Source organism: Rhodococcus sp. WAY2 (genome assembly GCF_009859915.1).
GTDB lineage: Bacteria > Actinomycetota > Actinomycetes > Mycobacteriales > Mycobacteriaceae > Rhodococcus_F > Rhodococcus_F oxybenzonivorans.
In genome coordinates, this window is sequence record NZ_CP046572.1 from 5,334,824 (window position 1) to 5,360,823 (window position 26,000).

The window sequence follows — 26,000 nt, forward strand, 5'->3', positions numbered from 1 at the left end:
CAGCCCGGCCGTCGGCGGAGCCGCGACTCTGGGAAGCATATCTCGAGGGAGCGAAGGATGGCTATCGGAGGTACGGTGCCGAGAAAGCACTCGAGTACAGCCGGATTCGACACGGTGACACCACCGCGGTGTTCTTCGTCGCGCTGGATGCGGACGGTTCGGTGGCCGCGGGTGTGCGGGCACAAGGACCCTACGTCGCCGCAGGTGAGGCGCACGCAATAACGGAATGGGCGGGCCATCCCGGTGCCCCGGAGGTTCGCCGGATGATCGAGGATCGGTTACCGTTCGGGGTCGTCGAGGCGAAGGGCGCCTGGGTGTCGGAGAATGCGTCTCACCGGGGAGAACTGGGTGTGGCGCTCGGCCGTTTTGCGACGTATTCGATGGACCTTCTCGACGTGCAGTTCATGCTCGCCACGGCTGGCACCCACGTGCTGGCGACGTGGGCTTCCTCCGGCGGTGTGGTGGCCGACCATATTGCGCCGGTGCCGTATCCGGATGACCGCTACGAGACGCGGCTGATGTGGTGGGATCGGAGGAGGCGCCGGGGCCACGCCGAATCCTTGCAGTTGGCCCAACTACTCCTCACGACGTCCCGACCGGCGCCTTCGATGGTGCCGGAGACCATCGGAAGCGTCGTCCGGCCGATGCGGAGCGTGTCGTGAACGATTTTCGCGGTGACTATGCCGCACTGGTCCTCGACGAGGCGGTTCCCGACGATGCGGCACTGCTGGAACTTCTCCGGCAGGATCCGGCCGTGCTGTTCGTCGATCGGCTGGAACTTCAGCGGGCGAATCTTCGCAGCCTCGTACCGGCCCCCGGGCCGGAAGTCACGGAGGAGCGTCCCGTCTGGGCCTACTACTCGTGGCGCAGAACGGTGGTACGTCTGCTCGGTCCGGCGTCGTTTCGGTTGCTGCGACTGGACAGGAACCGGAACAAGATCACGGCGGAGCAGCAGGACCGGTTACGGGGCGTGACCGTGGGGATCGTCGGCCTCAGTGTCGGGCACGCGGTGGCGCTCGCTCTCACCCTGGAAGGCGCATGTGGCGCTCTGCGGCTCGCGGACTTCGACACCATGGAACTGTCGAACTTGAACAGGGTGCCCGGAACGGTGCTCGACCTCGGCGTGAACAAGTCGGTGGTGGCCGCCCGTCGGCTCGCCGAGATCGACCCGTACATGGATGTGTCGCTGTGGGAAGACGGCGTGAGCACCGACACGGTGGCGGCGTTCCTGGACGGCACCGACGTCGTGATCGACGAGTGCGATTCCCTCGACGTAAAGCTGTCGCTGCGGCAGGAGGCGCGTCGCAGGCGGCTCCCCGTTCTGATGGCCACCAGTGACAGAGGGCTCGTCGATGTCGAACGTTTCGACCTCGAACCGGAGCGTCCGCTCTTCCACGGGGTGCTCGGGGACGTCGACGTCGATTCGCTGTCCGGTCTGGGGGCCCGGGAGAAGATCCCCCTGGTACTGCGAATTCTCGATGCCGGTCAGCTGTCGACGGCGATGGCTGCCTCGCTGGTGGAGGTGGACGAAACCATCTCCACCTGGCCTCAGCTGGGCGGTGACGTGCTGCTCGGTGGCGCCCAGGTGGCCGCGGCGGTACGGCGGATCGGGCTCGGACAGCCCCTCGCGTCGGGGCGGTGCCGCATGGACCTCGACGAGCACCTCGACACCCTGTCCGAGCCGGCGACCTCCGAGCCGGTGTTCGCGGCGGCGGCATCTGCGGAAGCCGGGGGTACCGCGCCCCTCGACGCGGTAGACGCAGTGGATGCAGTGGATGCAGTAGACGCAGTGCTTGAGTCCGCGGCCCTCGCGCCGTCCGGGGGCAACGTTCAACCGTGGAAGATCGTCGCGGACGACGAAGCGCTCAGCTTCTTCCTGGCCCGAGAGCACACTACCGAGATGGACGTCGGCTACCGCGGGAGTCTGGTGGCTATCGGAGCAGCATTGCACAACGCCCGAATCGCTGCGGCGGCGTCCGGGATCCTCGGCGACGTGCGGCTCCACAGCGGTACCGACCCGGGTCGACCGGTTGCCACGATGACGTTCGCCGGCGGCCACGACCCCGACCTGGCCCGTCGGTACGTGCACATGCGTGAGCGCACGACCAACCGGAATATGGGCGTGCCCGCCGACCTCGGCAGTGCACTCGCCGCTCGCCTGGTGGAGGACGCCGAGAAGGAAGAGGGTCGGCTGCGCCTGGTCACCGAGCGAGCAACCGTGACGTCGATCGGTGAGATCCTGGCGGAGTCCGACCGCATCCGGTTCCTGACTCCGACCTTGCACCGGGAAATGATCGACGAATTGCGCTGGCCACCCGCCGATCCGGTCGACGTGGGAATCGATGTCCGCGCTCTCGAGCTTGACTCCGCGGAATTGTCGACGCTGGAGTTGCTCCGTCGACCCGACGTGATGGAACACGTGGGCGGGCAGGACGGGGGCCGGGCGCTCGGCAATTCCACTCGCGACCGGGTGTCGTCCAGTTCGGCGATCGCGGTGCTCTCGGTGTGCGGCCGAGACGCGGCGGACTACGTGCGAGGGGGGCAGGCCACCGAGAGTGTGTGGATCACGGCGCAGCAGCACGGGCTCGCGGTGCAACCCATCTCACCGGTGTTTCTCTATGGTGTGGAGCGGGTGGAGTTCGAGCACTTGTCGCCGCGCTATGCCGGGTCGCTGGAGGGTCTTCGACGCGAACTCGTCGACCTGGTCGGAGTGGGAGAGAAGGAGTCGCTGATCATGGTGCTGAGATTGAGTCATGCCCCAGCGCCTTCGGTGCGCAGTGCGCGTCGACGGGACCGGACAGGACGGCGGTCGACGTCGTGACAGGAGGCGCAGTGCCTACCGAGAAGCACGCCGAGAAGCTTGACACCCTCGTGACGACCGTCGCGTCACGGCTCACGCCCGTGGATGCGGTGTCCTTCGTGCCCGTCGCCAAGCTGGTCCTCCAAGACCTGGTCGAGCACTTCGAGGTGGATACCTGTTTCCTTCGCTTCAACGACCACGAACTCGGGGCGACCGTACTGGTGGCCGAATACCCCCCGCGCCCGCACATCCCAGAACCGGACCCGATCGGGGTGGTGTATTTCAAGGATGCGGATCCGATGTTCGCGCTGACCGAGCATCAGAAGGAAGTGGTCATCACCCGTCCGGAGGTGTCCGGGCCCGACTACAACGACCGTGTTCGGGAGGCGTCCGGAGTACCCGAGGTGTCGCTCGCGGCCGTTCCGTTGCTGTCGGGGGAGACGACGACGGGCACCCTCGGGTTCATCAAGTTCGGCGATCGCGACTGGACGCCCGCGGAGGTCGATGTCCTCAAGGCGATCGCCGCTCTGCTCGCACAGGTGCAGGCGCGTGTCGCAGTCGAGGAACAGCTGCGGTACTCGGCCGATCACGACTCCCTCACCGGCCTCAGTAACAGGCGCGCCCTCTACAGCCATCTCGACGCGCGGTTGAGTTCTGCGGATCCGGGCCCGGTGGCCATCCTGTTCCTCGACCTCGACCGGTTGAAGCCGCTCAACGACTTCTTCGGCCACGGGGCCGGTGACGGATTCATCTCCACGATCGCGGATCGGCTTCGGGCGAGCTGCGCACCCGACGACCTCGTCGCACGCCTCGGGGGTGATGAATTCGTTCTTGTCCTCGGCGGGTCCGTCGACCTCGCGGAAGCGGAAGTGCGGGCACAGCACATCCGCGACGTGGTGACCGAGCGGGTGCGACTCGGGCGCGAGGTGGTCAGTCGCAGCGTCAGTATCGGTGTCGCGGTGGGGCATCCGGGCAAGGTGACGACGGGCGCATTGCTCAGCCGGGGCGACCAGGCCGTCATGGCCGCGAAAACCAAGGGCGGCAACGCTATCAGCGTGTTCACCGAGGAGATGCAGGCGGAGAGCGAAAAGCGCAACATGATCGAGTTGAGCTTGCGCGGCGCCATCGCCGACGGGTCGCTGTTCCTCGAGTATCAGCCGGAGGTCGACCTGCGCACCGGTCGCATCATCGGGGTCGAGGCGTTGGTGCGCTGGCATCATCCGTTCCTGGGCTTGCTGCAGCCGGTGTCGTTCATCGACGTCGCCGAGGCGACCAACCTGGCCGGGGAACTCGGTCGCTGGGTCATCAGAACCGCGTGTGCGCAGTGGTCACGGTGGAGTAGCCAGGCACCAGGCCTGGATCTCACCCTTCGCGTCAATGTCTCGCCCGGGCAGCTGGCCGGGCTGGACTTTCTCGACGTGGTCGCGAGTGCGCTGAAGGAGTTCGATCTGCGACAGGGTGCCTTGTGTCTGGAGATTACCGAGAATGCGGTGCTGAGTGACCTCACCCGAACTCGGGAGGCCCTCGACGGTCTGCACGAGCTGCACGTCGAGGTGGCGATCGACGACTTCGGTACGGGCTTCAGTTCGCTGAGTCACCTCAAGGCGCTCCCCGTCGGGACGCTCAAAATCGACCGGGGTTTCGTCATGAATCTGGACAAGAACCCGGAAGACAGGGCAATCGTGAAGTCGATCGTCGGGCTGGCCGAGTCGTTCGGTCTCGAGCTGGTGGCGGAGGGGGTCGAGAACGCCGAGGCGGCCCGAGCGCTCATCGACCTGGGCTGCCACCGAGGTCAGGGGTTCTTGTTCAGCCGCCCGGTGTCCGGGGCGGCGATCGGTGCACTGCTGGTCAAGGGCAGTATCGACGTCGCGACCTGACGGCCGTTCCTGTTTGCCCGGCCAGCGGGCAGACAAGAATCCGCATGTCGCCGGGATCGACTAGGCTGGCTCAGTCCGCAACTGGCCGAGCGCCTCGGCCCGAGCTGTTCGCCGGCAGTTCGTCATCACTGCTCAGGAGTTGTCGTTGTCTTCCCCGCTCATCGCCGCCGAGCCCTCGTCCGCTAGAACTCCGCTCGCCGGCCTGGCACGGATCGCTCTGGCCGACGGCGTCATCGCGCAAGTGGCCGAGGTACTCGGACGCAGTCATCTCGACATCGTCGCTCCCGGGCCCGTCCGCCCGTTCGTGGCCGCGGCGCTCGCCGAGCGCACCCACTTGTTGCTGGTCACCGCCACCGGCCGCGAGGCCGACGACCTCACTGCCGAGCTTCAGGAGATGATCGGCGACGCCGTCGCCCAGTTCCCGTCGTGGGAGACCCTGCCGCACGAGCGGCTGTCACCGAGTGCCGACACCGTTGGCAAGCGCATCGAGGTTCTCCGCCGGCTGGCCCGCCCGGACGACGTCTCGTACGGTGCGCCGTTGCGGGTGATCGTCACCACGGTGCGCTCCCTCGTGCAGCCCATGGCACCCGGCCTCGGCGAGATCGAACCGATCACCCTGCGGGTGGGCGTCGAGCACGATTTCGACGGACTCGTTCAGCGGCTCGTCGAAATGGCGTACACCCGCGTCGACATGGTCGGCAAGCGCGGGGAGTTCGCCGTCCGCGGCGGCATCCTCGACCTGTTCTCGCCCACCGCGGACCACCCCGTCCGCATCGAGTTCTGGGGCGACGAGGTCACCGAACTCCGGGCCTTCTCGGTGGCGGACCAGCGGTCACTTCCCGAAGTCGAATTCGACGCGGTGATCGCCCCGCCGTGTCGGGAGCTCATCCTCACCCAGGACGTGCGTGATCGTGCGGCGCAACTCGCGGCCGACAATCAAGCCGACGCCGCTCTCGTGGAGATGCTCGACAAGATGTCGGCGGGCATTCCGGTGGAAGGCATGGAAGCTCTGCTGCCGGTGCTGCGGCCGGGCCAACTGCAGCTCCTCACCGATGTGCTGCCGGACGACGCCCACATCCTGCTGTGTGATCCCGAGAAGGTCAGGACCCGTGCCACCGATCTCGTGCGCACGGGTCAGGAGTTCCTGGAGGCCTCGTGGACTGCCGCCTCGATCGGCGCTGACGCACCGCTCGACGCGTCGGCGTTGAAAGGGGGCGGTATCGACCTCGGTGCCTCCGCCTATCGTTCGCTGCGCCAGGTCCGGGACTCGGCGGAGGCCAGCGGTCGCCCCTGGTGGAGTCTGAGCCCCCTCGCGTCGGGAAGCGGTGAAGAACTCGAACTGGCGGTCACTGCGGCGCCCCAGGTGCGCGGATCCGACGATCTACTGGCCGAGTTGTTCGTATCCCTGCGTGCCCACGTGAGCACTGGTGGTCGCGCTGTCGTCGTCGTACCCGGTGCAGGCACCGCACACAGGGTTCTCGAGCGGCTGCACGAGGCTGAAGTCCCCGCTGCCGAACTCACGGCGGGCGGGGAGCCCCCGCGGGGGCAGGTGGCGGTGCTCCGTGGAGCGCTGCACGAGGGGCTCGTGCTGCCGGGTGACGACTCGACACCCGGACTGGTCATCGTCACGGAGTCCGATCTCACCGGTAACCGGGTTGCCGCCGTCGGCGACGGCAAGAGACTGCCCGCCAAGCGCCGCAATCAGGTGGATCCGCTCGCACTGACAGCGGGCGACATGGTCGTGCACGACCAGCACGGCATCGGACGATTCGTCGAGATGGTCGAGCGCACCATCGGCGGCGCGCGACGTGAGTACCTGGTGATCGAGTACGCCGCGAGCAAGCGTGGTCATCCCGGTGACCGCCTGTTCGTCCCCATGGAATCCCTCGATCAGCTCTCCCGTTACGTCGGCGGTGAGCTTCCCGCCCTGAGCAAGCTCGGCGGCTCCGACTGGGCAAACACCAAACGCAAGGCGCGCAAGGCAGTTCGCGAGATCGCCGGCGAACTCGTCCAGCTCTATGCGGCGCGTCAGGCGGCTCCCGGCCACGCTTTCGGGCCGGACACACCGTGGCAGAAGGAGATGGAGGACGCGTTCGCGTTCACCGAGACGGTCGATCAGCTGACGGTGATCAGCGAGGTCAAGGCCGACATGGAGAAGGCGGTCCCGATGGACCGCGTCGTCATCGGTGACGTCGGATACGGCAAGACCGAGATCGCGGTACGTGCGGCCTTCAAGGCGGTGCAGGACGGCAAGCAGGTGGCAGTGCTCGTGCCCACCACGCTTCTCGCGCAACAACATTTGCAGACGTTCACCGAGCGGATGGCAGCATTCCCGGTGAAGGTGCGCGGACTGTCCCGATTCACCGACCCCGGTGACTCCAAGGAGATCATCGCTGGGATGGCGGACGGCGAAATCGACGTGGTGGTCGGAACACACCGGCTGCTGCAGACCGGGGTCCGGTGGAAGGACCTCGGCCTCGTGATCGTCGACGAGGAGCAGCGCTTCGGTGTCGAACACAAGGAGCACATCAAGGCGCTGCGTACGCACGTCGACGTGCTCACCATGTCTGCCACACCGATTCCGCGAACCCTCGAAATGAGTATGGCCGGCATCCGCGAGATGTCGACGATTCTGACGCCACCGGAGGAACGGCACCCGATCCTCACCTACGTCGGTGCGTACGCCGACAAGCAGGTCGCCGCGGCAATCCGACGGGAACTGCTCCGCGACGGTCAGGTCTTCTACGTCCACAACCGGGTGAGCTCCATCGACAAGGCAGCGCAACGCATCCGCGAGCTGGTGCCGGAAGCACGGGTCGCGGTGGCGCACGGTCAGATGAACGAGGACACGCTCGAGCGGACGGTGCAGGGCTTCTGGGAACGTGACTTCGACGTCCTGGTGTGTACCACGATCATCGAGACGGGCCTCGACATCTCCAATGCCAACACGCTCATCGTGGAACGCGCCGACTCCCTGGGTCTTTCCCAGCTGCACCAGCTGCGCGGGCGGGTCGGGCGTAGCCGCGAACGTGGGTACGCGTACTTCCTGTATCCGCCCGAGAAGCCGCTCACCGAAACGGCGTACGACCGGCTCGCCACCATCTCGCAGAACTCGGACCTCGGCGCCGGCATGGCAGTGGCGATGAAGGACCTCGAGATCCGTGGCGCCGGAAATGTGCTGGGCGCCGAACAATCGGGTCACGTCGCGGGTGTCGGTTTCGACCTGTACGTGCGCCTGGTCGGTGAAGCTGTCGAGGCCTTCCGTGCAGCTGCGGACGGAAGACCCGTCACCACGGAGGACGCGCCCAAGGAGGTCCGGATCGACCTCCCCGTCGACGCGCACATCCCTCCCGACTACGTCACCAGCGACCGTCTGCGGCTCGAGGGGTATCGCAAACTCGCCGCGGCGACGGATCATGCCGGCATTGCCGCTGTCGTGGACGAGCTCGTCGACCGGTATGGTCCGATGCCCGAAGAGGTACGCCGGCTGGTCTCCGTGGCCAAGCTGCGCCTGCTGTGCCGCGAATACGGTCTTGAGGAGGTCGCGGTGGCCGGCACTCAGCTGAAGATCGCACCGATGCCGCTGCCCGACTCGAAGCAGTTGCGCCTCAAACGCATTTACCCGAGCGCCCAGTACCGGGCCACCACCGGAATGGTCCAGCTGCCGCTGCCGCGGGCCGGCTCGGGAGGTATCGGCGCCGACCGCGTACGCGACGTGGAGCTGCTGCAGTACATCGCCGACTTCATCGTCGCGCTCGACGGCAAGGCTGCCGGTTCCGTGGTGATGGAGGCCTGACCCTATGACGGTGATCCTGCTCGACCCCCTTCGGCCGTCAACGATCCCGATGGAAGCCCTCGGGGTGATCGGCGACGGCGTGCAGGTCACCGACGAGGTCCCCGACGGCGTCCGGCAGTTCCTCACTGTCGTGCCGAAATCGGATGTCCTGGTCACCACCGATCGCGAGCACCCCGCCGTCCGCGCCCGCGTGACAGGGGGAGACCGCGTCATCTCGGCGCCGAAACTATTGGGAGACAACCTGGTCGAGGCCGCCGAGGTGATGGACCGGCTCTGGAGTTACGGGGGCTGGGAAGTGACGCAAACCCACCGCAGCCTCGCGCACTATCTCGTGGAGGAGACCTACGAGGTGCTCGACGCGATCGAGTCTTCCGATACCGGTGAGCTGCGCGAAGAACTGGGCGACCTACTGCTGCAGGTGCTGTTCCATGCGCGGATCGCGTCGGCGTCGGGGAACTTCGACGTCGACGACGTGGCAGCCACTCTCGTCGCCAAACTCGTGCACCGCAGTCCCCATCTCAGCGAAGACGTCGTCGGCCCCGTCGACATCGCGGAGCAGGAACGTGCATGGGAGATCCGGAAGGCGGCAGAAAAAGCCCGCGAATCGTGCCTCGACGGCATCGCGCTCAGCCAGCCCGCCGCGTCCCTTGCGGCAAAGGTGATGGCCAAAGCAGCGAAGGCGGGGTTGCCGACGGAGTTGATACCCACCGAACTCGAGGCCGCTCTCCACGCCCATGCGGAAGCGGAGACGACGCTGCGCGCGGTGACGGACGAGTTCATTGCGCGTATCCGCGCCGCCGAAAAAGCTGCCCGCGCCGAAGGCACCCAGGTACTGCAGCCGGGGGACTGGGCCGCCCACTGGCCGGCCTGATTCCCGGATCCGCGGACCTAGTGCCTGCGCCGCACCGGCGGCGTGGTGCGACGCGTACACAAGCGGCGCGGATTGTGCTCCCAGCACGCGCGGACTTCTCGGACTACCGCTTCGCCATATGGATGATGGAATGGTGACCCGTTATCCCGCTGCGCCGAAGCGTCGTTCTCGATGGCCCCGAACCCTGATCGCCTTTCTCGCGGCGCTGGTGGTCGTGACGGTTGCCTACGGTGCCTGCTCGCGGGAGCAGGAGCCGCGTGTCGCGATACCGGAGGGCATCCCGCCTGGTCCGGGTGCGCCCACTCCGCCGATCGACATCGAGGCGCCGGGACGTAGTGCCGACCAGCTGCGCGGTTGGTCGGCAGAGTTGACGGACGCCGTGGGTATCGGCACAACCGCACTCGAGGCGTACGGCTACGCCGCGGCCGTTCTCGCCGCCACCGCTCCCGAATGCGGGATCGGGTGGACCACTCTCGCCGGAATCGCGAGCGTGGAGAGCAGGCACGGCACCCATCAGGGTTCCTCCGTCGCCCCGACCGGGCAGGTGACCCCGGAAATCCGCGGCATTCCCCTCGACGGAGGCCCAGGTGTGGCGGAGATTCCCGACACCGACCATGGCGAATGGGATGGCGACCCCGTGCACGACCGGGCTATGGGTCCGCTCCAGTTCATTCCGGAAACGTGGAAGAGATGGGGAGTCGACGCCAACGGTGACGGTGTGGCCGATGCCGACAACATCGACGACGCGGCCCTGACGGCAGCCCGCTACCTGTGCGCCCGCGGCGGTGACCTCACCGAACCGGAAGGGTGGCAGTCGGCGCTGATGGCGTACAACCTGTCCGGCGAGTACCTCACCCTCGTGCGTGACCGGGCGTCGGCGTACTCGGTGGGAGTCCGTCCGTAACCTCGTTACCGGCCGGTCCATCAGGTGGGAATTCGAGCAGCACACCGGCGGATCACGGTGACCGAGGCGCGCCATCCCGCGCCCCCTACGCTGTGCCGTTACGCTGTGTGCTGGCACGATCTGGTGTCCTGGCACCATCGGACCGTCGGTGCACAGTGCGAAGCCCATAGAAGGAGAGTCTGTAAGTGTCCATCATTGAGCAGGTCGGAGCCCGTGAAATCCTCGATTCCCGTGGCAATCCCACGGTGGAGGTCGAGGTGCTGCTCGACGACGGAAGTTTCGCTCGCGCCGCGGTCCCGTCGGGTGCATCCACCGGTGAGCACGAGGCCGTCGAGCTGCGCGACGGCGGCGACCGCTACAACGGCAAGGGTGTCGAGAAGGCCGTCGAAGCCGTCCTGAGCGAGATCGCCCCGGCCATCATCGGGATCGATGCCACCGAGCAGCGCACCGTCGATCAGGCCCTGCTCGACGCCGACGGCACCCCGGACAAGTCCCGCCTCGGCGCCAACGCGCTCCTCGGCGCCTCGCTGGCCGTGGCCCGCGCGGCTGCCGACTCGTCGGGTCTCGATCTCTTCCGCTATGTCGGCGGCCCCAACGCCCACGTGCTGCCGGTCCCGATGATGAACATTCTCAACGGCGGCGCACACGCCGACACGGGCGTCGATGTCCAGGAATTCATGGTCGCGCCGATCGGTGCCGCCACCTTCAAGGAGTCGCTGCGCTGGGGCGCCGAGGTCTACCACGCGCTCAAGGCGGTGCTGAAGGAGAAGGGCCTGGCCACCGGCCTCGGTGACGAGGGTGGCTTCGCCCCCGACGTCGCAGGCACCAAGGAGGCGCTCGATCTGATCAGCGTCGCGATCGGCAAGACCGGCCTGGTTCTGGGAACCGATGTGGCACTCGCGCTCGACGTCGCCGCCACCGAGTTCTACACCGAGGGCGCCGGCTACAAGTTCGAGGGCAGTAACCGCACCGCGGCCGAGATGGCGGACTTCTACGCGGAGCTGATCGACGCGTACCCGCTCGTCTCGATCGAGGATCCGCTGAGCGAGGACGACTGGGACGGCTGGGTCGCCCTGACCGATCAGATCGGCAACAAGGTTCAGCTCGTCGGCGACGACCTGTTCGTCACCAACCCCGAGCGGCTCGAAGAGGGCATCGTCAAGGGCGCCGCCAACGCGCTGCTGGTGAAGGTGAACCAGATCGGCACGCTCACCGAAACGCTCGACGCCGTCGACCTCGCGCACCGCAACGGCTACAAGACGATGATGAGCCACCGGTCCGGCGAGACCGAGGACACCACCATCGCCGACCTCGCCGTCGCCGTCGGCAGCGGTCAGATCAAGACCGGCGCCCCCGCCCGCAGCGAGCGCGTCGCCAAGTACAACCAGCTCCTGCGCATCGAGGAGAACCTCGGCGACGCCGCCCGTTACGCCGGCGAGGTCGCTTTCCCGCGGTTCGCCTACGAGGGCTGATTCTCGGCTGTCGAGTAAAGGGGTATCTGGGTAGTGGCACAACGCGGTAGGCCGCGGTCGTCCGGAGCAAGTCCGGGCGGCCGGGCCGCCGGGCGTGGTGAACGGTCGCGGCCAACCCGGACCGACGGAGTCCCCGGTGGTGCACGGCGACCCCGCACCACCAAGTCGACTCCGCCGGGTTCCGCAGAAGGCAAGCCTGCAGCTCCCGACGGTGCCGACACCGGAAAAGTGCTGCCCGGTCGTGCCCGTCCCCGCCGGATCGGCGCCACCGGCGTAGCGGCCCTTCCCCGCTCCGAACACACGATTCTCGGATTGTCGACCGGCCGCGCCCTGATCCTCGTCGTGGTCGTACTCCTCCTCGCCCTGACCCTCGCGGTTCCGCTGCGGACATACCTCACCCAGCGAGGTGAGGCCGACCGGCTTGCCGCTGAACAGGTTCAGCTCGAGGAAGAGCTCGCCGAACTGCGAATTCTCGAGCAACGCTATTCCGACCCCGCCTACATCGAGGCGCAGGCACGCGGCCGGCTCCGCTGGGTCCGGCCCGGCGACACGCCGTACCAGGTGCAGCTGCCCGGCGACTACAAGGAACCGGAGAAACGGGAAGAGAAGGACGCCGAGATGGCGGGCCCCTGGTACTCCGACCTGTGGAAAACAGTGTCAGAACCTCCGATAGCACCCGAGGTACAGCCCACGCCGGCCCCCGCTCCCGTGCCCCCGCCGCCCGCACCGCTAGAACCAGGAGAACCCACCGGGTGACCACTTCGTCCGACCCGTCCCATCCCGTGTCGCAGGAAGACCTCGACGCCGTTGCCGCCCAGCTCGGGCGCGAACCGCGTGGAGTGCTCGACATCGCATACCGCAGCCCCGACGGTCGCCCCGGTGTCGTGAAGACGGCGCCGAAGCTTCCCGACGGCACCCCGTTCCCGACGCTGTACTACCTCACCGACCCGCGGCTGACCGCAGAGGCGAGCCGACAGGAGTCGGCTGGCGTGATGCGGGAGATGACGGAGCGCCTCGCTTCCGATCCCGAGCTGGCGGCCGCCTACCGGCGGGCGCACGAGTCATACCTGGCGGAGCGTGACGCGATCGAATCGCTGGGAACCGACTTCACCGGCGGTGGTATGCCCGACCGCGTCAAGTGCCTGCACGTGCTGATGGCCCATTCGCTCGCAAAGGGTCCGGGGGTCAATCCGCTCGGTGACGAATCGGTCGCCCTCGCCGCGTCGGCTGCCGGCGGAAAGCTGAGGGGCACGGCCATTCCCGCGGACTGGCCGGGTATCGACGACCTCGAAAGCGCCCAACAGTGACGCGGGTAGCGGCCGTCGACTGCGGAACCAATTCGATTCGTCTACTCATCGCCGACATCGACACCGACGGCGCACTTCACGACGTGTGCCGTGAGATGCGCGTCGTCCGGCTCGGGCAGGGTGTCGACGCCACCGGTCGACTCGCACCCGAGGCCATCGAGCGCACGCGAATCGCACTCAGTGAATATGCAAGCCTGATCAGCGACGCCGGCGCGACAGCCGTCCGGATGGTCGCCACCTCCGCCACCCGGGACGCATCCAATCGAGAAGATTTCTTCTCGATGACCAGGGACGTGCTGGGGTCGGTGATCGCGGGCGCCGGTGCCGAGGTGATCACCGGGGACGAGGAAGCGCGGTTGTCGTTCAACGGTGCTGTGGGCGAACTCGACGCGGCGCAGGGTCCGTTCGTGGTGGTCGACCTCGGTGGCGGTTCCACCGAGGTGGTGCTCGGTGACGAGTCCGGCGTTCACGCGGCGTTCTCCACCGACATCGGCTGTGTGCGGATCACCGAGAGATGCCTGCACGACGATCCGCCCACCGCCGAGCAGGTCGAGGCGGCACGCACCTTCGCGAAGGAGCGCCTCGACGAAGCATTCGCCCGTGTGCCCGTCGAGCAGGCCCGGACCTGGGTGGGCGTGGCAGGCACGATGACCACCATCGCCGCGCTGGCGAAGAAACTGCCCGAGTACGACGCCGAGCAGGTCCACCTCTCCCGCGTCCCGCTATCCCGGCTGCGTGAGGTCTGCGAGTCGCTGATCGCCATGACGCACGACGAGCGGGCCGCACTCGGGCCGATGCACCCAGGCCGGGTCGACGTCATCGGCGGCGGCGCGATCGTCACGCTCGCACTCGCCGAGGAGCTGGAACGCAAAGCCGGCATCGACGAACTCGTGGTCAGCGAGCACGACATCCTCGACGGAATTGCGATGTCCATCGGCTGAGCTAATCTGATCTGCGCGACGTCGCCGAGGCACCACCCCGGCGGCCAGCAGCCCCTATAGCCCAATTGGCAGAGGCAGCGGACTTAAAATCCGCACAGTGTCGGTTCGAGTCCGACTGGGGGCACGTACTACTGTTTGATCACCTCGCGTGAGCGATTTCGATTATTGGGCAGGCCCCAATGCGTCGGCGAGCATGTGCATGGCCGCGGTGGTGGAAAGCGCACGTACGCTTGCGCGGTCGCCGGGGAGCCGGAGTGTACGGGTGACGGTCGGTCGCTCCGTGGAGGCGATCGCGAAGCAGACAGTGCCGACCGGTTTGAGGTCGGTGCCACCCCCTGGTCCTGCGATGCCACTGGTAGATACCGCGATGTCGACGCCCAGTCTGCTCAGCACGCCTTCTGCCATCGTGGCCGCCACCCGCTCGCTCACGGCGCCGTGTTCTTCGATGATCTCGGCGGACACGTCCAGAAGATCCGACTTGACCTCGTTCGCGTAGGACACCACCGCGCCGATGACGTAGGCCGACGAGCCTGCGCGATCGGTGAGACGTGCGGCGATCATGCCACCCGTGCACGATTCGGCCGTGGCGATTCGATGGCCGGCTAACCGGTTCGCCACGATGTCGTCGATGGTGGACCCGTCAATCGAGAAGACCTGTGAGCCGTGATGTTCGTCGACAAGACCTGCGAGTTCCGTGTATGCGGTTGCCGCCGACTCTGCGTAGCGGGTCACCATTTCGAGCTCTCCGAGCCGCAGGCAGGTGGTGATCTCGAGATCGTCGAATCCCGTGATCTGGCGCTCTGCGGTGCGCAGTGTCGCGGCGAGGTCGGCTTCGGACAGACCGTAGGCGCGGATGGTGTTTTGACGGATCTGCGCGCGCCGGGTCAAGACCTCGACGATCGGCGCGCTGTCGAGTGCCTCCGGCCACATCGTCTGCAGTTCACGAGGCGGGCCGGGCAATATCAGGACAGCGGGCAGTGTCTCGGAGTCGTTGGGGGGTATCGCGACACCGGGGGCGGTTCCGGTCGGAGGAATAGAATGCGCGCCCTGCGGAACCATTGCCTGCTTGCGGATACCTGCCCGTAGTGGCTCGGAGTCGGTTGCAGCACTCAGTCGGCTTCGCCATCGCTGCACGATTGCGTGGATGCGTTGCTCGAGTTCCTCGTCGAGGTGTAATTCGCGGCCGTACAGAGCGGCAACGGTCGCCACGGTGAGATCGTCGGCGGTCGGACCCAAGCCCCCGGTCGTGACGATCAAGTCGACGTGCTGATCCGCGAGAAATCGTAGTTGTGCGGTCAGGTCATCGGGCCGGTCACCGCAGACCGTGATGTGTGCGACGTCCACTCCCATTTCGAGTAGTCGCTGGGCCACCCACGGGCCGTTCTTGTCGGTGACTCGACCGGCCAAGACTTCTGTTCCCGTGACCACCACACCCGCTCGCACAGTCATTTCTCGACCATACTTGCGACCGACAATCGCCGCGGACAGCCGCACAGTTTGTTGCGCGAGGTGTCAGAAATGGATACAAACGGAGATAGATCGGCACGGACGAGCATGTACGAAATACGTTGCGAATAAACAGATATCGAGTCCAGCGGAGTTCACGCGGATCCACTTCCGGGGACTTGATCCGCACAGAGTCGGTTCGAGTCCGACTGGGGGCACAGTAAACGGCCAGGTCTCTGCTTAGGCCGTCAGGCCCCTTGGTGGTGCGGGCTGACCCGTGCGGTGGGAGCGTTCTGGGCGATGCGGGCGCGGACGCGGGCGGTGGCCTGCCAGATTCGGGTGGTGTCGGTCACGCTGATGCACTGCACACCCTGCTCGTGGGCGTGCTCGATGGTCCGTGCGTCGTGCGGTGAGCCGGCGGCGTCGAGTACGTCATCGGTGACGATCGCGCAGAGGGTGGGGCCGTCGATGGTCCGGACCGGCTCGAATCCGTCCGCCACCAGGGACTGCTTGACCATCGCCCACTGCGACACCTCGTTGTATCCGGTGGGGTTCCCGATGAAGAGAACCTTACGGGAGCGGCGGGCGCGGGCGGTATCGATATGAGTGACGGTCGACATGGCGGTGGGTTCCTGTCCGTTGCGGGATTCCATAGAGAGAATCCGCGTTCACACCTATTTCGTTACGCCCCGCCCGGGAAATATCTGGCTCAGCCCGCTCACCAGCGGTTTGGTGATCGCATGTCAGCTTCCGAACGGGTTCCCGGAGCCGCCGGACCCCGGCGTTCCGGTCACGGTGACGGCGACGGGCGTCGCGGTGCCGGTGGTCATCGGGGGAGTGGTACCCCACTGCTCGAACGCCGGCACGCTCGAGCAACTCCACTGCACTGTGTAGTCGCCGGGCTCGACGGCGGCCTTCAGGTCGACGTCGTCTCCGTCCATCACGATGGTGGGGCCGATCGTCGCCACAGCAACGGTGCCGTCTTCGGGTACGACGGCCATGATGCAGACGACGGCCCCGGGGGCGTCGTACCGCACTCCCATCACCACCGCATTGTCTTCTCCGACGATGTCGACGGTGACGTCGTCGGGTTCCGCGGACGCGGTCGGTGCTACAAAAAGGCCGAGGGCGGTGACGGCGGCGGCGATTCCTACGGATCGGGCGGCAAGAGGAACGTTCATCGGTGTGTCCTTCCGGAGAACTCGGTGACCGGGACGAGACGAGACGAGACGAGAACCACCGGGAGTATGTCATCTCGAATTCGGCTTCGCTGGATGTACGAACAACGGCACGTAACGTTCCGCGGAGGTCGACCGACCAATCGAGTAGCTGCGCCGTTCGTGCGTGGGACCCGATACTGCTGAGGTTGACCTGGTGAAGACGCTCTCGATCGTGGTGCCTGCCCTGTTGCTCTGTCTCGTCGGCTGCAGTGGTCAAAACGATCCCCGCGCGATTCCCGCGGCCACAACTGTGCCACCTCCTAGCTCCTCCGTCGCCGCCCCGGTGCAGCCCGTCCCGGTGCAGCCGCCCCCGGCTGCGGCCCTTCCGCCGACGCCGAAATCCCTACCCGACAATGGGACCTTCAAGGTCGGCGCCGACATTCAGCCCGGTGAGTACGTCGTCAGTCCGACTGCTTCGCACGGGTACTGGGAACGGTTGTCCTGCCTGACGGGCGACTTCGAGTGCATCATCGCGAATGGCATCGTGCAGGGCGACGGCTACCTGACGATTCTCCCCGGTGACGTCGCGGTCACCGTTCAGAATGTGCGCCTCACTCCGAGCGCGAATCCGGCCAGAACCGGTGCGCCGCCGCCACAGTCGTCGGGGACGGACGGTCAGGGATTCGTGGGGGTGTCGGGTGCGCGCTGCAACTCGTCGAACCCGGCGGTGGCACTCGGCCGCACCACGCAGTCGCTCGTCGTCATTTGTGAGACCGGCGTGGGCCGGCTCTACTACAAGGGTGTGCGACTGAGTGACGGGGCATCCGTCGAGATCGACGATCCCGTGCGCACCGCCACCGGTTTCGCGGTCACCAATGCGGGTGTGCAGTATTCGCTGTCTCCGGAGGCACTCGTCATCACCGAGGGGTCGAACCAACTCGCAAGCGAACCGATGCTGGAGTACTGGGCAGAGTAGGTGCGCTGAAGGCGTGTGCGGCAAGCGCGGTAGGTGAGCGGATCCCACCCCTGGGGTTGCTTAAAACCGTGCGCCGCAATCGGCACAGTAGTACCTGTCAGCAAGACACCTACCCGACATCTTCTGGAGACCGAATGATCAACACCCGCCGAACCATTGCCGCTCTCGCCTTCGCAGCCCTGCCGATCCTCGGCGCTCTGGGTGCGGCAACCACGGCCAATGCCGTCCCCGTCGACCCCAACAACGGCCCCGGAAAGGGGTGCCCCATCGTGCAGGACGACGCCAACGGCAACACCACCGTTATCGGTTACGCGAACCCGGGTGACCGCAACGGGGTGTTGGTCTGTGGCAAGGACGGCGAATGGTCGTTCGGGAAGGCGGGCACCTTCAACGGCGGACCCAGCCGGATCGACACCCAGCCGGGTCTCTCCGCGCAGTAGGTGCTTGCTCGCTAGTTTTCGTGCTGCGCGGCGGCTGCCCGGCTGTCGAGGTCGTCGAGATGAATGAGGTCGCGGGGTGGTCGGTCGAGGACCACCTCGCGGCTGACTGTGAGATTCCGGTCGACGTGCAGCAGCTCGCCCGGCCGTAGCGGGGTCCATCCCGGGTCCTCATCCATCTGTTCGCTCGCGACGATCACCGCGGGATGCTGAGCGAGGTGCTCGGACCGGGCCCGGACTCGGCCTGAGCTGCTGGTGTGTTGCAGATGCCTGCTTCCGCTCGGGCCACCGGGTCGCCGCTCGAGAACCAGGAGGTCGTGCGTGTCCGGATAGCGCAGCGCCCAGAGTTCCTCCGGGGTGGTGAGCACCAGGTTGAGGGCGTAGACGGGCAGATTGTCCGCCACCCACTGCGCCGCTGTGCTGATCCCGGCCGTGACGTCACCACCGTTCCGGTCGATGTGCCGGGTCACGAGGGCGAAGAAGCGCTCCGAATCGGTGTCACCCTCCACAAGGTCCAGGTCGGGGCCCAATTCGGTGTCGAGAGCCGCCAGATTTCCGATCACGCCGTTGTGCGCGAAGATCCGGCCGCGCAGTGTGAACGGGTGCGTGTTCGCCGGCAACAGTTCACCCGTGGTGGCGAATCGTATGTGCGCGACGAACGTACTCGAATACCGATGCTTCACTTCCTGTGCGAACTCGATGTCCTCATAGGCGGCCAGCGGCTGTTTCTCCACCACCGGAGTGCCGTCTTCGGCGAACGTCCCCAGCCCGGTGCCGTCCGGTTCCCGGTGACTCTGCTGCGTCAGGCTGTCCGGCGCATCGAGCAACCAGAACGACGCACGGACACGATGTGGAGCAGCGGACAAACCGAACAACCGGCACATGCGAGCAACCTTTCGGCAGGCAGCATCAACCGTTCCACGATAGGTCGTCCGGCGGTGCCGTCGTGGCGAAAGGCCGGTACCGCGCTGGATCGGCGCTGCTTGTTTCCTCGAATTCGTCACCCGCTGGTGGCCGACGCGTGCGCGTGGCAGTCGGGGCAGGTGCCCCAATAGAGAACCTCGGCTTCGTCGATGACGAAACCGTGGGTGGAATCGGGTGTCAGGCAGGGTGCTTCGCCTACGGAACAGTCGATGTCGCGTATCGAACCGCACTTTCGGCACACGACGTGGTGGTGGTTGTCACCGACTCTGGTCTCGTAGCGAGCCGGGGATCCGGGCGGTTCGATACGACGGATCAGCCCGGCTTCGGTGAGGGCTCGCAAAACGTCGTAGACAGCCTGGGTCGACACCGAACCCAGCTGGTTGCGCACACCGGTCGTGATGGTGTCGGCGTCCGAGTGCGGTTGCCGATGGACCTCGGTGAGGACCGCTACCCGGGGCGCCGTGACTCGCAGCGAAGCACCGCGAAGCAGGCCGGCCAGCCGAGTGTGTGTGTCCACGATCACACTGCATCACCGTTTCTTGGCGTAGTCAATAAAGCGAACGCTAATTTTCCAGAGGTGTGTGGCCTGCCAACGCGGCGGCGAGGAAGTCGGCGGAAACCTCCGGCCAGTCGGCTGGCCAGCGTCCGCCCTGCTTGTCCGCCAGCAGGGCGGCAAGCGGAGGAATCATTCGGGGACCCCCGTCGACGACATAGCGCACGAACCCGATTCGAGCGCAGGTCGAGACCACCTCGGCCAGAACCGGCTTGGCTTCGTCGACGCGGTCTGCCGCAACCAGGCACGCGACCAGAAGGCGCTTGGCCTGCAGTGTCGCCCTCGGCCTGTTCTGCGCTTCGACTCGGCGCACCCATGCTTCGGCGCGTTCGCATGCGATACCGGGCTGATCCGTCATTTGCCCGCGGATCGCGGTCGCATCGTCGAGCTGCGCGACTATCTCGGCATAACCGAAATCAGGTGGGCGCATGGGCGTCGCAGGCGGTTGCGACTCTGGTGGAGACGGTGGAAGTCCGAGACGAGCCCGCTCGTTCTGAACTCTGGCCAGGAGTCGAGGAAGCCCCAGCGTAGTGGCCACCGTGGCTCCTTCGTCCAGGTGCCGGGCCGCCGAAGCGAAATCCCCGCGCCCGGCCTTCAACCGGGCTGATGTCACGAAGCGGGCGATCATGAAGTCGACCAGCCCACCCTCCCGGCCGAGCTCGTAGCTTTCGTCCAGCAGCCGCTCGGCCTCGTCGAGATGACCCTGCTCGTACAGCAATTCGCCGAGCAACGTCCCGGCGAGTCGTGCGGCGTGCGAGTGCTCACCGCTCGCTTTCGTCGCCACCTGCACGGCCAGCCGGAAATCTTCTTCGGCGGCAGCGATGTCCAGTTGCTCCATGGCGGCGAGGCCCGCGAAGCTGTAGCCGTACATCTGGTTGAACGCGCCGACGGTTTGCCGGTGGTAGGGGATTGCCCACTGCTGCAGGCGACGGGCCTCCCCGTACTCGAATCTGGCGATGGCGACGGCGGACGCCAGATTGGCGGCGACGGATACGATCCACGAGCGCAGGGCCTCCGGCCGTGCGAACACCTCGGCGATGAGCTCGGGGACCTTGGCGACGCGATCCGCCGACACCTCGATGACGGCCCTGATGACGTCGCCCTCCAACCGGATGTCCGCGCGCTCGGACTCGCTCAGCGGGGAATGCTCGAGGGCGGCAGCAACGCGGGAGAGCGCGCGCAGGGTTTCCGGCGCCCGCTGGAGCAGGATGCTCGCCCACGCGACGGCGATCTGGATGCGAGGGCTGGACTCCACGACAGTGGGTGGCAGCTTCTCCACCAAACCCAGCAAGGCCACCATCCGGGAGTGTTCGACCAGGCGCATTCCCTGCGTTTCGACGACGGTCACCGCCGTGTCGAGGTCGTCCGTCGCCAGGGCGTGATTGACGGCGTCGCTCACGTAGTGGTGGTCGGCGAACCATTGCGCGGCGGCGCGGTGCAATGCCGGAACTCGTTCGGGCTGATCGCGTTCGAGGCGTCGGCGAAGGTACTCGGCGAAAAGGTGATGGTATTCGAACCACTCCCGGTCGTCGTCGAGGCTCCTCAGGAACAGGTCCCGTGACTCGACCTGTTCGAGCAGGGCCTGCCCCCGCGGCACGTTCGCCAGCACCGACGCGAGGTCGCCACAGACACGCTCGGTGATCGAGGTCGCGAGCATGAAGTCGAGTAGCGCGGGTTCGAGCGTGCTCAGGACGTTCTCGGCCAGGTACTCACCGATGGCGTGATGCCGACCCGACATGTGCCGGATGAGGTCGCCGGGATCGGATCGGTCCCGCAGCGACAGGGAGACCAGTTGCAGTGCCGCGACCCATCCGTCCGTCGTCTCTTCGAGCGCCTCGACGTCGGCGTCGGCGAGTTCGAGTCCGCCGATGTCGACGAGGAATCGCTGTGACTCACCGAGATCGAAACGTAACGCCCGGCTGTCGATTTCCACGAGTTCGTCTCGGACGCGGAGCTTCGCCAGCGGAAGTCCCACCTGGGAGCGGCTCGTCACCACGATCTGAAGGTGGTGGCAACCATTCTCGAGGACGAAATCCATGGCCGCGATCGTTTTCGGGTCGGACACCCGGTGCCAGTCGTCGATGATCACCACCACGTGTCGCCGGCCTTCGTGGACCTGGTCGACGAGCGAAGTCAGCACGTACCGTTCGGCATCCTCGCCGTTCTCCTCGAGTGCCTGCCCCAGTTCGTCGGCGAGCGACGGATCGGCCCGGCGGATCGCCTCGACGAGGTGGGACAGGAACCACACGACGTTGTTGTCGTCGTTGTCCACAGTCAGCCAGGCGACGACGGCGCCCTCGCGGACGAGTTCGTCACGCCACTGCGCGGCGACCGTGCTCTTCCCGAACCCGGCGGGCGCGTGGATCAACGCCAGCCGTCGGCGGTGACCTCGTCGAAGCATCTCGAGCGGCCGGGTCCGCGGAACCAGCAACCGCATCGGCGTCGGCGGACGGAAGCGAGCCGCGGCGCTGGGTGGTGTGGCGCCCGAGCGCCGGCGATAACTGCGGCCGCGTCCGGACACGGCCGACTGAGTGGTCGGGGTTGCCGACTGTTCCACACGCGGGAATTCGTCGACCGTGGAGGGCAGTGCCATCTCGTCGACGCCGAGATTGTGCCTGCGTTGCGCCTCCTGTAATTCTCGGCCGAAATCCGCTGCACCAGTGGGACGATCGGCCGGATCGTCGGCCATGGCATGTTCGATCGCGGAGCACACGTCGTCCGGAACGTCTTCCCCCCGAAGATCCGGAACAGGTTGGGTGGCGATCCGCAGGAACTGCGCGACGAGCCTCTCGCCGCTGCGGCGCTCGAACGCAGCATGTCCCGTGAGGAGACAGAACAATGCGGCGCCGAGGCTGTACACGTCCGACGCCACGGAAGGGGGCTCACCCCTGAGCACCTCGGGCGCGGTGTACGCGGGCGAACCGGTGATCATGCTCGACGTAGTTTCGAATCCGCCCGACACGCGGGCGATGCCGAAGTCGGTGAGCTGGGGTTCGCCGTAGCCGGTGAGCAGGATGTTGGCCGGCTTGACGTCCCGGTGCAGCGTCCCCGCGCGATGCGCCGTCTCGAGCGCCCCCGCCAACTTGATCCCGACCCGAAGCACCTCCGCCCAGGGCAGGGGTCCTTCGTGGCGTACCCAGGCCTCGAGTGAATCGCGCGGGTGATACGGCATCACGATGTACGGCCTGCCGCTCGGCGTCACCCCCGATTGAAGGATGTCGACGACGTGGGGATGCCCGGACAGCTTGCCCATCGCGCGCTGCTCGCGCAGGAACCGCGCGCGATCCTCGTCTCTCAGGTCGGACGAGAGAACCTTGATGGCCACTGTGCGATCGAGGGCGCTCTGGAGGCAGCGGTAGACGACCCCGAACCCACCCCGGCCGATCTCCCGTGCATCGTCGAACCCTTCTGCCGAGAGTTCTGCGACGATGTCGGTGACGGCGACCCGCGTAGTTGTTCGCGGATCCGAGTCGGTCGGCCCGGCTTCTCCTTCCGGGCCTCGTGGCACACTCATGACATCACCTTCTCGGTGCACTGACGCCAGCATATCGCGGTCGCACATTCCCGAGAGCGTGTTCGAGAGCGAGCGAACCTGAGGAGATTTCTACGTGACCGACACCGGAATTGCGGCACCCGACACGAACCCGGCCGCAGGCATTTTCGCCACGCTTCTCGACGAGCGGATCAGTTGCCGGGCCTTTCTGCCCCGTCAGGTGCCGCGTCAGGTGATCGAGCGGATCCTCGAGTTGGCGCAGCAGACGCCGTCGTGGTGCAACACGCAGCCGTGGCAGGTGGCGATCACGGAGGGAGAAGGAACCGAACGGTTTCGTACGGGACTCGCAGAGTACGTGCGCAGCCATCCGCAAGAATCGGACTTCGACTTTCCCCGCGAGTACCGGGGCGAGCACAAGCTGCGTCGCCGGGAATGTGCCATGCAGCTGTATTCGAGTGTGGGGATAGCGCCGGGGGACAGGGCGGCCTCGGCCGAACAGACCATGAAGAATTTCGACCTGTTCGGGGCACCGCACGTCGCGATCGTCACCACCCATGAGGCTCTCGGAACCTACGGCGCCGTCGACTGCGGCCTGTACGTCGACAGCTTTCTCCTCGCGGCGCAGAGCCTCGGGGTCGCCACCATTCCCCAGGCGGCGCTCGCAGGAAGTTCGCCCTATATCCGCGACTTCTTCTCGCTGTCGGAGGAGCGCAAAGTCGTCTGCGGTGTCTCGTTCGGCTACGCCGACCCCGGAAACCCGGTCAACCAATTCCGTACCCACCGCGAAAGCGTCGACAACGTGGTCGAGTGGGTGTCGCAGTAACGTGCTCGACCGTGATTCACTGTTCGCTCTCTTGCGGCGCCGCCCCGATGTCGAGGCACCGAACCTGGTGGCCGTCGACGCCGCAGACCGTCTGATCCTCGACGAGGCCGCGACCGCTCTAGCGGACGCGCCTGCGGGAACCGTCGCCGTGATCGGGGACCACTACGGTGCGCTCACACTCGGCGCCGCGGTAACGCACGCCTCCACCGGCATCCGGGTGTTCCAGGATCCGCTGACGGGGGAGCAGGCGCTGGCCCGCAACGCTGAGGCGGCAGGTCTGACGTCGTGCTATCGGCAGTGCGCCCTCGGGCAGGACCTACTCGAGGGTGCGCGCGTGGTCCTGCTGCAATTGCCGCGGAGCCTGAGCGAGCTCGCCGAGATCGCCGAGGTGATCGCGCGTCACGCCGACCCCGGCGTGGTGGTTTTCGCCGGCGGCCGGAACAAGCACATTTCCACCGGGATGAACGAGGTGCTCCACCGCTCGTTCGCGTCCGTGCGGGCAACGCTCGGGCGGCAGAAGTCGCGGGTGCTGATCGCGAGCGGTCCGGTGGCGTCCGCTCGGTCAAGTTTCCCGGTCACCGAACATATCGACGAGCTCGGCCTCGATGTCGTCTCCCACGGAGCCGCGTTCGCCGGTTCCACACTGGACATCGGTACCCGGTGCCTCCTCGACTTCCTCCCGCGCGTGAACCCCGCCGCGCAGACCGCCGTCGACCTCGGCTGCGGCACCGGCATCCTGGCTGTCAGCCTCGCTCGGCTGCGGCCCGGCATCTCGGTCATCGCCACCGACCAGTCGGCGGCCGCAGTCGCATCCGCTTCGGCCACGGCCCGTGTCAACGGAGTCGCCGACCGGGTGAGCACACTGCGCGACGACGTGATGTCGACACTGCCCACCGGAAGCTGCGACGTCGTCCTCTGTAATCCACCGTTCCACGTCGGCGCGGCCGTACACACCGGTGTCGCCATCAAGATGTTCGCCGAGGCGGGACGGGTACTCCGTTCCGGTGGCGAAATGTGGACCGTGTACAACTCTCATCTCGGGTATCGAGGCCGGCTGCAACGGCTGGTCGGGCGCACCGACGTGGTCGGCCGCAACGCCAAATTCACCGTGACCCGGTCGATCGCCTGATCGCCGCGCCGCCGGGCACTCGTCTGGCGGCCGCCACTGCGGCACCGGTAGAGTCCGAATTGTCCGACCCGAAGCGAAGAACGGGAACTCGCGGTGGGGTGCCGGACGTTCATCATATGAGAGAACCCGGATCCACCCGGCGAGCCACGAGAAGGGATGTGCACGGTGCGCACCACCAGTAACCCGGTGTTCCGTAACCTGCCCAAACAAGAGGGCAACGGCGGATACGCCTCGTTCGGATCTACGACGGCCGGCGCCGCGCAGGTCACGCAGCAGTTCGGTCAGCCTCAGTACACCCAGGCCGAGCCCTACCGCACAGGCCCCGACTACCGTTCGATGACCATCGACGATGTCGTCACGAAGACCGGAATCACACTCGGTGTGCTCACGGTCTCGGCGATCATCTCCTACTTCCTGGTCACCAACGACGCGGGGCTCGCGGGGCCGTTGGTCATCGGTGGCGGCCTGGTCGGTCTCGTCCTGGTGCTGATCGCCACTTTCGGCCGCAAGATGGACAACCCGGCGATCGTGCTCGCCTACGCCGTCGCGGAAGGTCTGTTCCTCGGGGCGCTGTCGTTCATGTTCACTGACATCACGTTCGGTGGAGTCGGTGGCGCGGCGCTGATCGGCCAAGCAGTCCTCGGTACGTTCGGTGTGTTCTTCGGCATGCTCGTCGTCTACAAGACGGGCGCGATCCGAGTCACGCCCCGCCTGACGCGGATGATCATCGGTGCTCTCATCGGTGTCGTCGTCCTCGCTCTGGGCAACGTGATCGCCAGCTTCTTCGTCGAAGGCGGGCTCGGACTGCGTGACGGCGGCACGATGGCCATCATCTTCAGCCTCGTCTGCATCGGTATCGCCGCCTTCAGCTTCCTGCTGGACTTCGACGCTGCTGACCAGCTGATCCGCGCTCAGGCGCCGGAGAAGGCCGCCTGGGGAGTCGCCTTCGGACTCACGGTCACCCTGGTGTGGCTGTACGTCGAGATCCTCCGCCTGCTGAGTTACTTCAACAACGACTAGCAGTTCCACGAGAAGGCCCCCGAGAGCATGCTCTCGGGGGCCTTCTCGCGCTTCGCGCCCGTGCGCCTTTT

The 26,000-nt window shown here is 66.6% G+C and carries 21 protein-coding genes and 1 tRNA gene; 16 read left to right on the forward strand and 6 right to left on the reverse strand.

Annotated elements, in window-relative coordinates; genetic code table 11:
* The first annotated feature begins 128 nt into the window (after window positions 1-128).
* From GFS60_RS24090 to GFS60_RS24140, 11 genes are all read left to right on the forward strand, one after another.
* Window positions 129-662: a hypothetical protein gene (locus tag GFS60_RS24090; RefSeq protein WP_236603275.1), complete on the forward strand. Its 534-nt coding sequence runs from the start codon at window positions 129-131 to the stop codon at window positions 660-662.
* Complete coding sequence (locus GFS60_RS24095; protein ID WP_159925176.1) at window positions 659-2,821, forward strand: Rv1355c family protein; 2,163 nt, start codon at window positions 659-661, stop codon at window positions 2,819-2,821. The genes GFS60_RS24090 and GFS60_RS24095 overlap by 4 nt, the downstream gene beginning before the upstream one ends.
* A gap of 11 nt (window positions 2,822-2,832) precedes the next feature.
* The gene (locus tag GFS60_RS24100; protein WP_159925178.1) at window positions 2,833-4,677 is read left to right on the forward strand and encodes a sensor domain-containing phosphodiesterase; all 1,845 of its coding nucleotides are present in this window, start codon (window positions 2,833-2,835) and stop codon (window positions 4,675-4,677) included.
* A gap of 145 nt (window positions 4,678-4,822) precedes the next feature.
* Window positions 4,823-8,473 (forward strand): transcription-repair coupling factor, encoded by a 3,651-nt coding sequence (gene mfd / locus GFS60_RS24105; RefSeq protein WP_159925180.1) that lies wholly within the window; start codon window positions 4,823-4,825, stop codon window positions 8,471-8,473.
* A gap of 4 nt (window positions 8,474-8,477) precedes the next feature.
* The gene (locus tag GFS60_RS24110) at window positions 8,478-9,344 is read left to right on the forward strand and encodes a MazG family protein (RefSeq protein ID WP_159925182.1); all 867 of its coding nucleotides are present in this window, start codon (window positions 8,478-8,480) and stop codon (window positions 9,342-9,344) included.
* 133 nt (window positions 9,345-9,477) lie between these two features.
* The gene (locus tag GFS60_RS24115) at window positions 9,478-10,248 is read left to right on the forward strand and encodes a lytic transglycosylase domain-containing protein (protein ID WP_159927499.1); all 771 of its coding nucleotides are present in this window, start codon (window positions 9,478-9,480) and stop codon (window positions 10,246-10,248) included.
* 185 nt (window positions 10,249-10,433) lie between these two features.
* Window positions 10,434-11,720 carry a phosphopyruvate hydratase gene (gene eno, locus GFS60_RS24120; RefSeq protein ID WP_159925184.1) on the forward strand — a complete coding sequence of 429 codons (1,287 nt, stop codon included), beginning with the start codon at window positions 10,434-10,436 and terminating at the stop codon, window positions 11,718-11,720.
* Between the two features lie 33 nt (window positions 11,721-11,753).
* Window positions 11,754-12,476 carry an FtsB family cell division protein gene (locus GFS60_RS24125; protein WP_159925186.1) on the forward strand — a complete coding sequence of 241 codons (723 nt, stop codon included), beginning with the start codon at window positions 11,754-11,756 and terminating at the stop codon, window positions 12,474-12,476.
* Window positions 12,473-13,027, forward strand: coding sequence for a DUF501 domain-containing protein (locus GFS60_RS24130; RefSeq protein ID WP_159925188.1), 555 nt, complete (start codon window positions 12,473-12,475; stop codon window positions 13,025-13,027). Before GFS60_RS24125 ends, GFS60_RS24130 begins: the two co-directional genes overlap by 4 nt.
* The gene (locus tag GFS60_RS24135; protein ID WP_159925190.1) at window positions 13,024-13,968 is read left to right on the forward strand and encodes a Ppx/GppA phosphatase family protein; all 945 of its coding nucleotides are present in this window, start codon (window positions 13,024-13,026) and stop codon (window positions 13,966-13,968) included. The genes GFS60_RS24130 and GFS60_RS24135 overlap by 4 nt, the downstream gene beginning before the upstream one ends.
* A gap of 50 nt (window positions 13,969-14,018) precedes the next feature.
* A tRNA-Leu gene (locus GFS60_RS24140) sits at window positions 14,019-14,092 on the forward strand.
* A gap of 38 nt (window positions 14,093-14,130) precedes the next feature.
* On the opposite strand, the gene GFS60_RS24145 is transcribed toward GFS60_RS24140, so the two are convergent.
* The 3 genes from GFS60_RS24145 to GFS60_RS24155 all read right to left on the reverse strand — a co-directional run bounded on the left by GFS60_RS24145 (window position 14,131) and on the right by GFS60_RS24155 (window position 16,595).
* The gene (locus tag GFS60_RS24145; protein WP_159925192.1) at window positions 14,131-15,417 is read right to left on the reverse strand and encodes a competence/damage-inducible protein A; all 1,287 of its coding nucleotides are present in this window, start codon (window positions 15,415-15,417) and stop codon (window positions 14,131-14,133) included.
* A gap of 245 nt (window positions 15,418-15,662) precedes the next feature.
* Entirely contained in the window at window positions 15,663-16,034 is a 372-nt protein-coding gene (locus tag GFS60_RS24150) for a hypothetical protein (protein ID WP_159927501.1), read from the reverse strand.
* A 123-nt stretch (window positions 16,035-16,157) separates the two neighbouring features.
* Window positions 16,158-16,595 carry a hypothetical protein gene (locus tag GFS60_RS24155; RefSeq protein WP_159925194.1) on the reverse strand — a complete coding sequence of 146 codons (438 nt, stop codon included), beginning with the start codon at window positions 16,593-16,595 and terminating at the stop codon, window positions 16,158-16,160.
* Window positions 16,596-16,788: 193 nt separating this feature from the next.
* On the opposite strand from GFS60_RS24155, the gene GFS60_RS24160 reads away from it, so the two are divergent.
* Together GFS60_RS24160 and GFS60_RS24165 are read left to right on the forward strand one after the other, a co-directional pair.
* The gene (locus GFS60_RS24160; RefSeq protein WP_159925196.1) at window positions 16,789-17,550 is read left to right on the forward strand and encodes a hypothetical protein; all 762 of its coding nucleotides are present in this window, start codon (window positions 16,789-16,791) and stop codon (window positions 17,548-17,550) included.
* A gap of 134 nt (window positions 17,551-17,684) precedes the next feature.
* Window positions 17,685-17,990: a hypothetical protein gene (locus GFS60_RS24165; protein ID WP_109332254.1), complete on the forward strand. Its 306-nt coding sequence runs from the start codon at window positions 17,685-17,687 to the stop codon at window positions 17,988-17,990.
* 11 nt (window positions 17,991-18,001) lie between these two features.
* Here the strand turns inward: GFS60_RS24165 and GFS60_RS24170 are convergent, their stop codons facing one another.
* From GFS60_RS24170 to GFS60_RS24180, 3 genes are all read right to left on the reverse strand, one after another.
* Window positions 18,002-18,871: a class II glutamine amidotransferase gene (locus GFS60_RS24170; protein ID WP_159925198.1), complete on the reverse strand. Its 870-nt coding sequence runs from the start codon at window positions 18,869-18,871 to the stop codon at window positions 18,002-18,004.
* Between the two features lie 116 nt (window positions 18,872-18,987).
* Window positions 18,988-19,428, reverse strand: coding sequence for a Fur family transcriptional regulator (locus tag GFS60_RS24175; RefSeq protein WP_201453436.1), 441 nt, complete (start codon window positions 19,426-19,428; stop codon window positions 18,988-18,990).
* A gap of 46 nt (window positions 19,429-19,474) precedes the next feature.
* Window positions 19,475-22,972, reverse strand: coding sequence for a protein kinase domain-containing protein (locus GFS60_RS24180; protein ID WP_159927505.1), 3,498 nt, complete (start codon window positions 22,970-22,972; stop codon window positions 19,475-19,477).
* A gap of 100 nt (window positions 22,973-23,072) precedes the next feature.
* Here GFS60_RS24180 and GFS60_RS24185 point away from each other — a divergent pair, with 100 nt between their 5' ends.
* The 3 genes from GFS60_RS24185 (at window position 23,073) to GFS60_RS24195 (ending at window position 25,929) form a co-directional block, all read left to right on the forward strand.
* On the forward strand, window positions 23,073-23,780 hold the full coding sequence (locus GFS60_RS24185) for a nitroreductase (RefSeq protein WP_159925200.1): 708 nt from the start codon (window positions 23,073-23,075) through the stop codon (window positions 23,778-23,780).
* A 1-nt stretch (window position 23,781) separates the two neighbouring features.
* Window positions 23,782-24,909, forward strand: a complete 1,128-nt coding sequence (locus GFS60_RS24190) for a class I SAM-dependent methyltransferase (RefSeq protein ID WP_159925202.1) — start codon at window positions 23,782-23,784, stop codon at window positions 24,907-24,909.
* Window positions 24,910-25,074: 165 nt separating this feature from the next.
* A complete protein-coding gene (locus GFS60_RS24195) occupies window positions 25,075-25,929 on the forward strand; it encodes a Bax inhibitor-1/YccA family protein (protein WP_201453438.1) in 855 nt (284 codons plus the stop codon).
* Window positions 25,930-26,000 lie beyond the last annotated feature (71 nt).